Source organism: Nitrospirae bacterium YQR-1, assembly GCA_039908095.1.
In the GTDB taxonomy this organism is placed as follows: domain Bacteria; phylum Nitrospirota; class Thermodesulfovibrionia; order Thermodesulfovibrionales; family Magnetobacteriaceae; genus Magnetomonas.
The window spans coordinates 83341-98322 of record JAMOBJ010000006.1 but is presented as its reverse complement, the minus strand read 5'-3'; the positions used below and the strand labels follow the sequence as shown (position 1 = coordinate 98322).

Here is a 14982-nt window from a genome sequence, read left to right as displayed (position 1 = left end):
TGATGTGGCTTAATCAATACAGTGGCTGAGGTATCTGTCGCCGCCGTCGGGGAAGATGCAGACAATTACCGCCTCATCTCTACCCTCAGACTGAAGACGCCGAGCTAAAGCCAGCGCTCCTGTCAAAGCCGCACCTGATGAATGCCCCACGGCAAGCCCCTCTATTCTTACCAGCCGTCTCACCATTTCGTAACTCTCATCGGTTCCCACAAAGATTGTCTCATCGGCAAAGTTCAAATCATATATGCCAGGCACTATGGAGCTTGCCATGTGCTTTAAACCCTCTATGCCGTGCATGGCGTCATCCGGTTGAACTGCTATCACCTTTATGTCTCTATTGAATTCCCTCAGAGCCTTACCTGTGCCAGTTATCGTGCCCCCGGTGCCTACGGTTGCCACAAAGTGAGTCACCGTGCCGCCGGTTTGCTCATAAATCTCCGGGCCTGTCGTTAAATAATGCGCTTTCCAGTTTGAAGGGTTGTTGTACTGATCCGGCATGTAGTACATTTGAGGGTTTTCATTATAAATTTTCCTTGCAAGCCGGATTGCCCCGTCTGAACCTTCAAACGGGCTTGAATATATAATCTGTGCTCCAAAACCGGAGATAATCTTCTTTCTTTCGGGGCTTGCGTTTTTGGGGATTACTATTGTCACCTTATACCCCCTTACGGCCCCTGTCATTGCATAAGCTATGCCGGTGTTGCCGGAGGTTGAATCAATGATTATCTTATCCGGTGTTAACTGACCCGCCTCCCGGGCATCTTTTATCATCTGAAAGGCAGGCCTGTCCTTGACTGATCTGCCTGGGTTATACATCTCAAGTTTTGCATATATCATTATACCCTTGCTCTTAAGCCCTGTTGCACCATTTAGGCGTATAAGAGGCGTACACCCTATCGTATCTAAAATACTGTTAAGTATCAAAATCAGGCACCTTTCATAGTGTTAAAATGTCTTATCGGCATCGTTTTCCCAGCCGGAAAACAAAGGGGTGCTTAGGTATCGCTCCCCTGTATCCGGAAATACAGTAATAACCTTTTTTCCTTTTCCAAGTTTCCGTGCCGTCATCACCGCTGCATAGAAATTAGCGCCGGAAGATATCCCGGCAAGTATCCCCTCTTTCCTGATAAGAAGTCGTGCATACGTGTAGGCATCCTCATCGGAGACCTTTATTATCTCATCAATCAGCCCTCTGTTTAATACATTAGGAACAAACCCCGCTCCAATACCCTGAATCCCGTGGCTTCCAGGCGCATCCCCTGATAACACGGCACTAAGCTGCGGCTCAACAGCAACTATCTTAACCCTGCCGCCAAACCTTTCCCTTAACAGCTCTCCCACCCCGGTTATCGTGCCCCCTGTGCCAACCCCGGCTACAAAAGCATCCGGCTCTCCCAGCTCTTCTATTATCTCAAGCGCTGTGGTCTCCTTATGAGCCGCCGGATTTGCAGGGTTTTTAAACTGTTGCGGTTGAAAATATCCGTTTTGCAGGGCAAGCTTATTTGCTAAATCCACGGCTGTTGCCATGCACGCTCCCTCAGTTAAAATCAACTTGGCACCAAAGGCTCTGAGCATAATTTTCCGCTCCTCACTCATCGTCTCAGGCATTGTAAGAATAAGCTTATACCCCTTAACGGCACAGACAAAGGCCAGCCCTATACCGGTATTTCCCGACGTTGGCTCTATTATAGTATCCCCTCGGTGCAAAAGACCGTTTATTTCAGCCCTTTCAATCATTGCGTTACATATCCTGTCCTTTACAGAGCTGCATGGATTAAAAAACTCTATTTTAGCGTATATATCGGCAAGGCTATTGTCCTCAACCGCCCTTGTAATCTCAACTACAGGGGTCTTTCCCACTATCTCAAGGACTGAGTTAAGCGGTTTTGAAAAAGACTTAAGCCTCTTTTTTATTTCCTCTGTGACTACTGCCATTTGATTTTAACCGGCGGCACTTCCACTGCTTTTTTCAGTATCGCCAAAAACTCCTTTCTTGATATCTCTCTTGCTCCCATGCTTATTAAATGCTCCGTCCTTACCTGACAGTCTATTAAATGAAAACCTAATTCTATCAATTTTTCCACAAGGAAAGCAAAAGCTACTTTTGATGCATTAGTTTTTTTTGTAAACATGCTTTCGCCAAAAAACATCTTCCCTATACTTAAGCCATAAAGACCGCCGGCAAGCTCCCCCTCTTGGCGGCACTCCACCGAGTGGGCATAGCCAGAATCAAAGAGAGCTATATAGGCTTCAATCATTTCCTCTGTAAGCCATGTCCCGTCAGGTTTATTTATCCTTGCTTGAGCACAGGCATTTATAACAGCACTGAAATCGGTGTCAAAGGTAACGGTAAATACCCCGCGGTTAATTACCTGCCTTAAACTCCTTGACGGCTTGAATTCATCTGGAAACATAACAAGCCTTGGGTCCGGTGACCACCACAGGATGGGGTCTCCCACGGAAAACCACGGGAAAATAGCTCTTTTATAGGCATAAATTATGCGTTTTGTGGAAAGGTCTCCACCAACCGCCAGCAGTCCGTCCTTTCGTGCATCTTCCACAGGCGGGAAAGATATCTTATTGCTGAGAATATGAACCGGCATTAACCGCCGTAATCAAACGACAGGGCCCCCTCTGATACGGAAATATTAACCTTACCCCCTCCCTGAAGTTTGCCAAAGAGAATTTCCTCAGACAATACTGTTTTTATCTCCTTCTGTATAACCCTTCCAAGGGGTCTTGCTCCAAATTGAGGGTCAAATCCCTTCTCTGACAGCCATACCCTTGCCTCATGGGTAAATGAGGCGGCAACCCTTTTGGTTGAGAGCTGCTCAGAGAGCTCAGCCAAAAACTTACCCACCACCATGAGCATTATATCAGTGTTAAGCGGATTAAACGGTATTATTTCATCAAGCCTGTTTCTGAACTCAGGACTAAAGAGTTTTGTTATCGCCTCCTTGCTGACAGAGGTCTGCTCACCACTTTTGCGGCCAAAGCCGATAGTGCCCCTGTCCATTTCACGTGCTCCGGCATTAGATGTCATTATCAGAATAACATTTCTGAAGTCGGCTTTTTTCCCGTTATTATCGGTAAGAGTGGCATAGTCCATCACCTGTAGTAAGATGTTGAAAATATCAGGATGTGCTTTTTCTATCTCATCAAGAAGCATTACGCAGTAGGGGGTTTTTCTGATTGCATCGGTAAGAAGTCCGCCCTGGTCAAATCCAACATATCCGGGAGGTGCTCCTATAAGCCTCGCAACAGAGTGTTTTTCCATATACTCACTCATATCAAACCGCAGGAAGTTAATGCCAAGTGTGGCGGCAAGTTGTTTTGCTATCTCAGTTTTACCCACACCGGTTGGGCCTGTAAAAAGAAAGCACCCTGTAGGGCGCTCCTGAGAGCTTAGTCCCGCTCTTGAGCGCTTTATGGAGGCTACCACAGAGTCCACTGCGTGCTCCTGACCGTAAACTACTTTCATCAGCTCATCTTTGAGCGCTTTAAGTCTCTCTGAGTCTGTTGCGGATATATTGCGCGTCGGTATCTTAGCCATCTTAGAAATCACTTTCTCAATATCCAGCGGAGATACCGTCTTATGGGACGTTTTACTCAGTTTAATAAAAGCTCCCACCTCATCAATAACGTCTATGGCCTTATCCGGCAAATACCTGTCGTTGATATACTTGGCGGACAGCTCCACGGCCAACCGTATTGCCTTTGGCGAGTACTTAACCTGGTGGAAATTTTCATAATATATTTTAAGGCCTGCTAAAATACGGTAAGTTTCCTCAATAGTCGGCTCTGATATCTCCACTTTCTGGAAACGCCTCGAAAAAGCCCTGTCTTTATCGAAGTAGTTTTTATACTCCTCGTAGGTGGTGGCGCCGATACATCTGAGGACACCGGAGTTAAAAGCCGGTTTGAGGATGTTTGAAGCATCCAGTGTGCCGCCGCTGGTTGAGCCGGCCCCGATAACTGTATGTATCTCATCTATGAACATGATAGCTTTTTTAATTTTCTTTAAAGCATCAATTGTGGATTTGAGCCTTGCTTCAAACTCACCTCTGAACTTTGTGCCAGCTATAAGAGCTCCCATGTCAAGCAAGAAAATCTTTGTGTCTTTAAGCGTCTCAGACACCTCTGCCTTGTGTATTTTGAGAGCGAGCCCCTCTACTATTGCAGTTTTACCGACTCCCGGTTCACCCACAAAAATAGGATTGTTTTTCCGCCGTCTGCTAAGTATCTGCACAGTTCTTTCGACCTCCGCCTCCCTGCCCACAAGCGGGTCTATTTCACCCTTAGCCGCTTTGTCAACTAAATCCACGGTAAAGAGTTTGAGAGGGTCTTTTCCGCCGCGCTTGTGTGGCTCTCCCTCAAGTCCTTCTTGCGGCGGTGACATTTTTGAAATTCCGTGGGAAATATAACTTAGTATGTCAAACCGTGAAATGTTCTCCTGCTTAAGGAAAAAAGCGGCATGAGAGTCTTCATCCTCTAAAATTGAAGCAAGTAAGTCCCCGGCTTCCACCTCGTTTTTACCTGCTGATTGTATGTGCAAGATTGCCCGCTGAAGAACACGGTGAAAACCTACAGTCGGTTGTGGAAATTTATCTTTCGTGCCCGTCATTGTAGGTACATTTTTAATAAAAAAATCATTTAACACCACCACAAGTTTACCGACGTCCCCGCCACAATTTGATATTATATCTATACCTTTTATGTCATGGAGCAAGGCATAGAGTATATGCTCAACCGTGATGTACTCATGGCGGCGGCCCTTTGCCTCCTGTATTGTCGCCTCAAGGCTTATTTCAAGCTCTTTGTTTAACACTTAAGCCTCTTCCATAGTGCATTTTAACGGATATCCGTGTTTCAGTGCAAGCTCGTGAACCGCCAGAACCTTTGTTTCAGCAATGTCCTTTGTATAAGTGCCACAGACCGCCGAGCCACGCTTGTGCACATTTAACATTAAACTTGTCGCCTCCTCAGGTGACTTATTAAATATGCTCTCCAGCACATACACAACAAAATCCATTGTAGTGTAGTCATCGTTTAACAGAATGACCTTATACAATGAGGGAGATTTAAGTTTTTCCTTTATCCCGGACTCAAACGTCCCTTTGATTTCCCGCCATGTCTTTCCCATACTTATTATGTTATATACTAACATATTGAGTTATTTTTGAGGAAGTACCAGCTGCTGTTTGCCCACTGCAAACTTATTATTTCCAACCTCTTTTGTGGGAAATAATAAAAAGGTGTGGGAAAATATTTGATTTACTTATGGGATTGTGTTATCATTGATATGTATTATCGGAGTTATAGTTAAATAACGACAACGGAGGGAGTTTAGTTTAAGTAACACGGTGGCGGAAAAGCATTCAAAAAACGACAGATTAAGCATACTCAGAGAGTGCACGATAAGCACTGAGGTGGATGCAATTAAAACATCCTTTTTGCACCATCTGAAATATACACTTGGAAAAGACGAATATACCGCCACTAAGCGTGACTGTTATAAGTGTATAGCGTATGTTGCCAGAGACCATCTGATAGATAAGTGGCTGAAAACACAGCAGACTTATTATGACAAGGACTCCAAACGGGTTTATTACCTTTCCCTTGAATTCTTGATAGGACGCTCCCTGGGGAATACTCTGGTCAATCTGGATATTGAAGAGGCAGTTAGTGACGCACTGGCTAAAATAGGTTATGACCTTGAGGAAATAAAGACTTACGAGTGGGACCCCGGGCTAGGAAACGGCGGGCTTGGAAGGCTTGCAGCCTGTTTTCTGGATTCCCTTGCCTCACTTGAAATTCCCGCTTACGGTTACGGGATACGTTATGAGTACGGAATTTTCTTTCAAAGAATACGAAACGGCTATCAGTTGGAGACTCCGGACAATTGGCTCAGATACGGTAATCCGTGGGAGATAGAGCGCCCTGAGTACCTTTACATCGTGAAGTTCTACGGCAACGTAAAGAACTATGTAAACGGAGGCGGTTACTTACGCCACGAATGGGTAAACACTCAGGATGTCGTCGCTGTTGCTTATGACACGCCAATTCCTGGATACAAAAACAATACGGTTTTAAACATGCGTCTGTGGTCGGCCAAGTCCTCAAGAGAATTTGAGCTGGGATATTTTCAACACGGTGATTACGAACGTGCTGTTTCTGATAAGGTTCAGACTGAGACAATATCCAAGGTGCTTTACCCTAATGACAATATGTTTGAGGGTAAAGAATTGCGCCTCAAGCAAGAGTATTTTTTTGTCTCTGCAACACTGCAGGACATAATAAGAAGATATAAGAAAAACCATCCCGAAAGAGCTGATTTTAACAATCTCTCCGATAAGGTGGCTATACAGTTAAACGACACACACCCTGCCATAGCGATAGTTGAACTTATGCGGATTCTTGTGGATAACGAATGTGTCGGCTGGGAAAGAGCGTGGGAAATTACGACGGCTACTTTTTGTTATACAAACCACACCATTATGCCTGAGGCTCTTGAGCGCTGGTCTGTGCACCTGTTAGAGAAGGTGCTACCAAGACACCTGGAAATCATCTACGAAATAAACTTTCGTTTTCTCAAACAAGTGGAAGCACTCTATGGCGGCGATGTTGAAAAATTAAGAAACATGTCTTTGATAGAAGAGGGTGAGGAAAAACGCATAAGAATGGCAAATCTCTCTATTGTTGGAAGCCATTCGGTAAATGGAGTAAGTGCTCTTCACACTGAGATTTTAAAGGAATCGCTATTTAAGGATTTTTATGTTATGTGGCCAAAGAAATTTAATAACAAAACAAACGGTATAACCCAAAGGAGATGGCTGAGGCTATGCAATCCATCGCTTTCCGCCCTTATTACGGAAAGCATTGGGGATAAATGGGTGAGGGATTTAACGGAGCTTAAAAAACTCATACCACTGTCTGAGGACTCTGTGTTTTTAGATAAATGGCGGGAGGTTAAATGGTCTAACAAGTTGAGCCTTGCCAAATGCTTTGAGGGCCACAACAGGGTTAGAGTCGATGAAAACTCTTTATTTGACTGCCAGTTTAAGCGAATTCATGAGTATAAGCGCCAGTTGCTTAATGCCATTCATGTGGTCACACTCTATAATCGGTTAAAGGATAATCCCCAAATTGATATGGTTCCAAGGACTGTAATATTTGCAGGGAAGGCCGCTCCAGGATACTTCATGGCTAAACTCATAATTAAACTAATAAATTCCATAGCTCATAAGATAAACAATGACCCTGATATAAAAGACAAACTGCGGGTGATTTTTGTAGAAAACTACTCAGTCTCAATCGCAGAGACGCTTTTGCCTGCCGCTGAACTCTCAGAACAAATATCCACAGCGGGCACAGAGGCTTCCGGTACCGGCAATATGAAATTTGCCCTAAACGGGGCACTTACAATCGGCACACTGGACGGCGCAAATATCGAGTTGCAAAGAGAGGTTGGGGAGAGGAATTTCTTTGCTTTCGGCCTTACGAACAAACAGGTTGAGTCGCTAAGGAACAGCGGGTATAATCCACGTGCCTACTATGACAAAAATCCTGTTCTTAAAAGCGCTATAGACATGATAGATTCAGGATATTTTTCACCGGAGGACCCCGGTCTTTTTAGACCCATAGTGGATTCTCTTCTGAACCACGGTGACAGGTTTTTACTTTTGGCCGATTTTGCCTCATATGAAAGCATTCAGCAGCAGGTTTCTGAAACGTATAAAAATCAGACACTCTGGAGCAGTCTTTCCGTACAAAATGTTGCCAATATCGGGTATTTCTCAAGTGACAGGACTATCATGGAGTACGTAAATAATATATGGCACGCCTCTGCTGTTCACATTAAAATCTAATACCAAGTTGCATTCATTCGATTAACTTCGTTGACATCGTCGAAAACTCCTTGACGTCTCCTCTAAAGGGGAATCCCTTGTAAGGGGAGGTGTCGCTTGTTCCCAGCCGCCTGCGTTTACTTCTGACTGCAACTTGGTATAAGATGATAGTCAAAGATGAACTGCTCTTTTTTAATTTGTCTATCCGTAATACCTGTTAACTAGGGTGATTAGAGTTGCCGTGGTTGAGTAAACGCAATAAACAAACAAGATTGCTCTTGCCGTGTAAGTGTTATTCCGAAAATAATTTATTAACCTTATGTGGCGGTTAAAAACCGTATTTTTGTATCTTAAGTGTTTTTTAGATAGAAAAGAATCGTAGAACATAAAAAATATAAGCGGCGTAAGCGGTATAAAATATCTTCCCTGAATATCATAGATAATTTTTTCTTCAGGCGGCGTCCATGTAATAAACATTAAAGTGGTTATCAGGACAATCGTGAGGATACTTATCATGCCCATAAGGGTTTTATGCGCGGCGTTAATCTTTATATTATTGTGTGTCTGTTCTGTAAGGGCTGTTAATATTAATGTCAGGTAGTATGAATAAATAAGGAGCTTTGGTAAATAGGTATCTGTCCAGCCAAGTTTACCAATTAACTGTATCATATAACCGTTAAAACAGCTGCTATAAGTCAGCCCCAGCATTTTAAGATACTGAAGCGGGCTATGGAGGACAAAAAAAATCTTTGCTTTTGCCAGCGAAACATCATAGCCGCCGTCTGAGGTTATTGTTGCCATGGCAAAATCCCTGATAAGAAAATGCCATGCGGCTGAGGAAATGACGGCTAAAGCAATGAGGCATAAAAAGGTAATAGAATACTTCAAAACTGTGTTTCCTCTGAGTGCTATTTTGTTTACCGGTATTAAGAAAAATAAAAAAAATAGAAAAAAATATCCCTGTTTGGATAATGACAGAATAACGGAGATTATAAAAATAACCGCAATATAAGCGCTTCCTGACTTTACATCATCACCATAAGCAAAGCGAATAACAGTGGAAATAAAAAGAAAGGAAATCCCGTTTGTAAAAGCATCCGGTGACAGAGACGCCCCTATAAACAACGATATGGGAGTAAGAGCCAGCAGTGTAAAAACCCACTTAAACACAGGAACTGTTTTAATAGACAGGTAACACAATGCCAACCAGAAAAAAAGGTTAAACATCCTGCCCAGATAAAACAGTTTGATGGGAGAGGGATGAAACAATCCGCCCAGAGCCACTCCCAGCGCTTGCGGAAGATATGGAAGGGGACTATACCTTGCAGTGTTGTAAAACTCTATAAATACCCTGATATGCTTGTTAAGGGGTAAAGAGGCAACGGCAAATATATCCTCGACTTTTTGATGATTTTCCACATGAAAAGGGATGTTCTTTGATACCGTTTGAGCGGTTACAAGCAATGCTTGAGGAAGAAAACCGCCGACTTTGCCTTCTTTTTTTTCTGCAATCCATCCACCCTCGGAAATCTGATAAGTACGATAGAAGTGGTTATACTCATCCGGGGTCTGAAAAGGAGGTGTAATAAAGAGCATCAATAAACCGGCAAAGAAAGCAAAAAAGACAAAAAAAAGCTCAGGTTTCTTTAGTAATGCCGGTGTCTCGTTTCCGTGGTAACTGAACGCTTTTTTTATATCCATTTCAAGGCGTAGATATTGGTAAAATAGTCCTTCCTGTTAACGTAACCGGCCTCGTTAAGGTCTCTGATTATCTCCGGGGCATAAACAGAGGCAATTATTATAAAAGGCCGCGTGCCGGCATCAGGCGGTTTTAGCACCTTTTCCTCAGGAGAGTAAACGGTAAGTCCTTTAACCACTGAGCCCCATTTATTGCAATCTCTGTCAACAAAACCGGCCGGTACAATGTTATATCCCGATAAGACAGAGAGCGTTATCTCTCCGGCCTGCCCGCAGCCCCATATGTAAATAGGCCTCTTTACTGGAGACTTCGTCAGCTTTACCCTCATCTGCTGAGCATATATCTGCTGATACTTCCTATGTGCCCGTTGAGTTTCCATAGCGGGGGTTTTGCCGGCAACCGATAAGGCATCAGGGGCAAGCCAGTAAAGTCCCGTGTATTCGGGAACACTCATCAGCTCATGGTGCAGCCCCAGACGCAGAAAAAACTCCTGATCGCCGTTAGCAACGTATGATTCATCAAAAAAACCGATTTCATTATGCACGGCCGCCCTCCACATAGGATGTGGCCCGACCATCGGTATCTGAAGCAGCTGCTCATAACTAAACTCAGGCCAACTGAAGTCATTATAAACTGTGTGTAATTCAAAACTTTCATTTGGGTGTTTGGTCTGAAAGGTGTTACCATAAACAAGTGCTATATCGTGGAATTGCTCAAGATATCCGGCAAGGATTTCATAAGCATCACTGCGCAGCCGGTCATTTGTACTCATGGGAGTTATGTACTTACCCCGTGCCAATTTTACCATCAAATTCCAGGCGCTATAGACCCCTATACGGCTGCCGGTTCTTATATAAGTTATATTATGATGTAGTCTCTGAAATTCTTCTACTATGGTTTTTTCATTTTCCGGTGAGGCGGCGTCAACGATTATTATCTCAAGTTCATCACCAATAGTCTGATTACATAAATCCATCAGACACTGCCTTATAAAGCGCTCGGACTTGTAAGCCGACACTATGGCCGTAACAAGATAACTATAGCCGGTCTTGTTGAATGTAAACTCCTTTTTTTGAGGAGTTTCACTGCCCCATGAAATTTTGAAATTATCAAAATTAATAAATCCCTCCGGAAGTCTCCACACAGGCATTTTCTTGACAGAGTTCCAAGCCGACGGCGATTCAAAAATTATCTCAGGCTTTTCCTTGTATAATGAGACCTCAGAGAGCGCTTTTTTTATTGCGGAATTAGCTGTCTCAGGAGTTATGCTCTTAACACAATAATATGTGCCGTATCTGCAATTCCAGTTACATCCATAACAGTTAAGCGGCAGACTTACCGCCGTAGTGGCCGGATGATATGGTATAAAGCGCCCGGGATGACCCCCTCCAAGCACTACCACGTTTGGTATGCCATAGACACAGGCCATATGGGCTGCTATCGAGTCAGTCCCGACAAACACGGCACTGCGCCTTATCATCGCAGCCATTTGTCTGAGGGTGGTCTTACCGGTCAGATCAAATGTCCGCCCCTTAAATCTTTCTTTGATCTTAAGTGCCGTCTCAGTGGCGTCACCTCCACCTAAAACACATATGTCATAATCATGGAGTCCCTCCAGCGCTTCATGAAACCTCTCATAAACTTTATAATTATACTGCGAACCGGGAGCAACAACTATCAATTTTCGGCTTACTACACTAAAGGCTGTGAACATTAAATCAGCATAGTGTTCATCGTCGGGTGTACTCCACAGGGCAGGAGTAATTACAGGGTTTTCTATTCCAATTGCTCTGAGAAATTCCTCGTGGCGTTTAAGCTCAGGTTTATTTCTGTCAGTGGTTTCTATTATATGTGTATATGCCGGATTATTTATTTCTCTCTTATCTACGGGGAAGTTATTACCGGAGTCGCCAAAGAATGCGATCTTTTCTTTAGCAGCGCTTTCAATTGTGAAAAAATCTGAAAGCGGCTCCCTCGAGCACTGGCTGTTTAACGCAACTATTGGGTTTAGGTCCCTCAGAGCTTTAATTATCTTGTTTCTGTAGAGTTCGTCGCAGGCTGCGAGTTGTTTATTTACACCAATAATGTTATCGACAAACGGGCAGGTTTCATAAAGCTCTTTTACGTGTTCTTGACACAGGACGGTTATTTGATAACCCTCATATTTTTTCCTGATTTCCGGGAGCATCCCCATCGAAAGCAAAGCATCGCCGATTGAATCAAGCCGTACCCACAGCAGAGACGGTTTTAGTGGTTTGATTTTATTAACATGAACACTCTTCAGAGAATGCACATTCAGGTTTCTTATAAAAGTGGTATTTAAACGGCTTCTTTGTTTGAGAGCCCTGAGTATTATTTTTTGGTTTAACTTTATTTTATTGTAATTAGCCTCACCTTTTAAAATTGCATCAAGAATCTTAACTTTGGAAATTCTCTCAGGCTTGCCTAAGTTCAATCCGTTAAACTCATTTACCAGTTCAATCAGTTTATCACCCCTCATAACCGTAATCGGCACAGAGCCGGCAAGAATGCTGAACACTGTAAAATGGTATCTCCATGAAATCGTAAAACGGCAAAGTGTAAGCATGGAAATCATCTGAGCGGGGGTATAATAGTTGTTGGGTACAAGGATTGCAGTGTGTTGCATTAAGCTTATGACGGACAATGAGGCTTCTTTATCAAAATACTGCCCCTCTCTGGTTTCATTACAAAAAAAGGCCACTACAAACCCGTGTTTGTCAATCAACTCATCTAGTGCAGCGGCCAGTTGTTCCTTTATGTGGCTTTGATTTAGCCATTTTTCATTGACAACGTTGATTCCTATAAGGGGTTTGCCCATATCAATGCCGGTAGAGGCCAGATAATCTTTTGCCCAAACAGGGTTAATATCATCTAAGGGGGTAAGCCATGCAAGATCGGCTGTTGTCACAACATCTGATGGATTTATACCAAGGCCAATCAAAACCCGCCTGCTTCTTTCACTTCTGACAGTCCATGAATTTATGCCCGAAAAACCCTTATAAAAAAGATTCTTGCCCTCCTCGCTCACAAGCATGTCAACCCCTGTGCCGATAGCATGAACCTCGATGCCGTGTGTAAAACAGAAATCGTATTTATCACCAAGGACCCTCAAAGGCCAGTCGGTACTGAGCATTTCTGTAACAATCGTTGCACCGATTACAAAAACACAATCGGCGCTGAGGCATAGGGATTGGCATGTCAGCGTATCCGTGTAGTCAACAAACTCATAATACTCAGGGAACACTTTTAGAGCAGGTTCATTTTTATCCCACACCTCGATAGTCGTTGCCGGGGGTAATTTGTACAGCGATAAAAATCCGAGCATCATAGCCTCATCGCCGATATTGCCTGCGCCAAGGCCTGAAAAAGAAACATGAATTTTCAAACTGTTTTCTTTAACAATAGGAAGATGCGACTCAGGGGACGAAACAGAGAGTATCTCAGGTGGTGGTAATAGCGCTTCCGCTGTTTGTTTAATGAGTTCTCTCTCGCGGTTAAGAATCCGCTCCGCCTCGGAGTTATATGAATCTATCCCCTCCGCCGACGTCTTTTGGTTACCTCGGGCTCTAAACCCCCCGATAAGTGCATCAACACTGTAGAGCTGTGCGTGCCGGAAAAACCTTGCCCACAGCTCAAGGTCTCCGGCATACTTAAGTGTACGGTCAAGATACCCTCCTGCCCTTTCCCACAGTGAAGTTCTCCAAAAGGTGGATTCCTGCTGAATATGGGGAGGACCGATTTTTCCCTCCAGATAGTACCCTCTGCACCACTGTGGGATGGGGTCAAGCATATCGGCTAAGTCGCCGTTTTCCGCCCACACCGTAGGTCTGCCCATTACCCATTGCACATCTCTGTATGCCATAAAAACCTTAGCCACGTTCCAAAGCGCTCCGGAATGGAATTTGTCGTCAGAATTTATCCAGCCCATTATTTCACCGGTTGCCAGTTTAAAGCCGTCGTTTATCGCCCCGTACTGTCCGTCATCAGGAGCACTCCGCCAGTGTGAGATATATTTCTCGTAACGTTTTATTATTTCCACCGAGCCGTCGGTACTGCCGCCATCCATTATGATGTATTGCAGATTGGGGTAATTTTGATTGATTACAGAGACAATACATTGCTCAAGGTACGCCGCCTGATTATATGATGGTGTTACCACCGTTATCTCAGGCAAGTGCTGTTTAACAGTCCCTGTGGGTTTTACTACCCTCATGTTTTTATAACTCTGCAAGGTTAAATTAATAATTTCAACATCCGAAACAAATTTGTTTATTGCACCAGGTGGAGGGGGTGTTTTATCTTTAGGATTTAAGTAACCTCCCTGGAGATAAATTTTAGGATTTTGGGATAAACCTTTAAGGGTATTTTTTGCAGCAAAAACAATGCTCTCCGGTGCGATATCGCTAATGCAATGGTAATCTCCCTCATACTTACATATCCAGTTACATCCGTAACAATTAAGCGGCAGGGAGACAGCCGAGGTCAGGTTTGAATAAGGGAAAAACCTGCCCATGTGTCCGCCGCCAAGTATAACCACGTTTGGAGTACCCACAGCGCAAGCCATGTGGGCGGCGGCTGATTCCGAACATATGGCAAGTCTCGATTTTCTCAAAACAGACGCTGTTTGTCTTAAACTAGTGGTTGCAGTAAGGTCAATGCACGTACCAGTGAAGTTCTCAGACAGTTTCCTCCCCAGAGCAATCATATCAGAGCCACCTGCAATTATTAACGGAAAATCACGAAATACCTCCATTACCTCTGAAAACCTAGGGTATATTCTGTAAGTACATTGGGCGGAAGGTAAAATCGCTATGGGTTCATTGTTTTTTAATCCATAGCGGTTAAAAATCTCTTCTGCAACTATTTCGTCCCCTGGGGTTGTATAGACTATGGATTTGAGCCCTGAGACATTAATTCCAAGTGCTCGGAGGAAATCATTGTACCTCTTAAACTCAATCTTATGAGAACCCTCAGAGATTATAATATCTGTGTAGAGGGCGTTATTAGCGTCTCTTTCATCCTCTGTTATATTACACGTGTTGCCGCTAAAGGCAGCCGTGTATTTAGCGCCGCTTTGAAGGGTAAAGATATCGGTTATCGGCTCTCTTGAGTAAACAGAGTTCAGTGCAAAGAGGGGTTTCAGCTGTCGTACACTTGAGACTATCACGTCTCTGTACTGAGTTTCCTCACAGGCCCGTTTCTTATCAAAGGTAATGATGTGGTCTGTGTGAGGACAGGCTTCATAAAGTTCACTTATGTGATGCTGGCAAAGCACTGTTATTTTTAACGTTGGATATGTCTTTTTTATCTCGGCAAGCATGGAGATGGAAACGACCGAATCGCCGATTGAATCTCCCCTGACCCACAGGACATCGGCGTTGTCTGATTTTTTCAATGCCTGAGCTAAGCTCATAA

Annotated in this window: 8 protein-coding genes; 1 reads left to right on the top strand and 7 read right to left on the bottom strand. The window is 43.8% G+C overall.

The features are described 5' to 3' along the window. Nucleotides 1–9: 9 nt before the first annotated feature. From H7844_05325 to clpS, 5 genes are read right to left on the bottom strand one after another with little or no spacing between them, the layout of a single operon-like run. A complete protein-coding gene (locus H7844_05325) occupies nt 10–924 on the bottom strand; it encodes a cysteine synthase family protein (protein ID MEO5356704.1) in 915 nt (304 codons plus the stop codon). 21 nt (nt 925–945) lie between these two features. After that, nucleotides 946–1935, bottom strand: coding sequence for a cysteine synthase A (gene cysK / locus H7844_05320; GenBank protein MEO5356703.1), 990 nt, complete (start codon nt 1933–1935; stop codon nt 946–948). Further along, complete coding sequence (gene aat / locus H7844_05315) at nt 1926–2603, bottom strand: leucyl/phenylalanyl-tRNA--protein transferase (protein ID MEO5356702.1); 678 nt, start codon at nt 2601–2603, stop codon at nt 1926–1928. The genes cysK and aat overlap by 10 nt, the downstream gene beginning before the upstream one ends. Beyond that, nucleotides 2603–4828 (bottom strand): ATP-dependent Clp protease ATP-binding subunit ClpA, encoded by a 2226-nt coding sequence (gene clpA / locus H7844_05310; GenBank protein MEO5356701.1) that lies wholly within the window; start codon nt 4826–4828, stop codon nt 2603–2605. The genes aat and clpA overlap by 1 nt, the downstream gene beginning before the upstream one ends. Then, nucleotides 4829–5143: an ATP-dependent Clp protease adapter ClpS gene (gene clpS / locus H7844_05305; protein ID MEO5356700.1), complete on the bottom strand. Its 315-nt coding sequence runs from the start codon at nt 5141–5143 to the stop codon at nt 4829–4831. Between the two features lie 286 nt (nt 5144–5429). On the opposite strand from clpS, the gene H7844_05300 reads away from it, so the two are divergent. Continuing rightward, nucleotides 5430–7868, top strand: a complete 2439-nt coding sequence (locus H7844_05300) for a glycogen/starch/alpha-glucan phosphorylase (protein MEO5356699.1) — start codon at nt 5430–5432, stop codon at nt 7866–7868. 180 nt (nt 7869–8048) lie between these two features. Here H7844_05300 and H7844_05295 read toward each other — a convergent pair whose 3' ends face one another. Together H7844_05295 and H7844_05290 are read right to left on the bottom strand one after the other, a co-directional pair. Next, nucleotides 8049–9548 (bottom strand): DUF2142 domain-containing protein, encoded by a 1500-nt coding sequence (locus H7844_05295; protein MEO5356698.1) that lies wholly within the window; start codon nt 9546–9548, stop codon nt 8049–8051. Further along, nucleotides 9539–14980 (bottom strand): glycosyltransferase, encoded by a 5442-nt coding sequence (locus tag H7844_05290; protein ID MEO5356697.1) that lies wholly within the window; start codon nt 14978–14980, stop codon nt 9539–9541. The genes H7844_05295 and H7844_05290 overlap by 10 nt, the downstream gene beginning before the upstream one ends. Nucleotides 14981–14982: the final 2 nt, after the last annotated feature.

What these genes read in the sequence shown, in the direction of transcription:
- cysK (MEO5356703.1), bottom strand. Translation starts at nt 1,935, where the DNA reads ATGGCAGTAGTCACAGAGGAAATAAAAAAGAGGCTTAAGTCTTTTTCA.
- aat (MEO5356702.1), bottom strand. Translation starts at nt 2,603, where the DNA reads ATGCCGGTTCATATTCTCAGCAATAAGATATCTTTCCCGCCTGTGGAA.
- clpS (MEO5356700.1), bottom strand. Translation starts at nt 5,143, where the DNA reads ATGGGAAAGACATGGCGGGAAATCAAAGGGACGTTTGAGTCCGGGATA.
- H7844_05295 (MEO5356698.1), bottom strand. Translation starts at nt 9,548, where the DNA reads ATGGATATAAAAAAAGCGTTCAGTTACCACGGAAACGAGACACCGGCA.
- H7844_05290 (MEO5356697.1), bottom strand. Translation starts at nt 14,980, where the DNA reads ATGAGCTTAGCTCAGGCATTGAAAAAATCAGACAACGCCGATGTCCTG.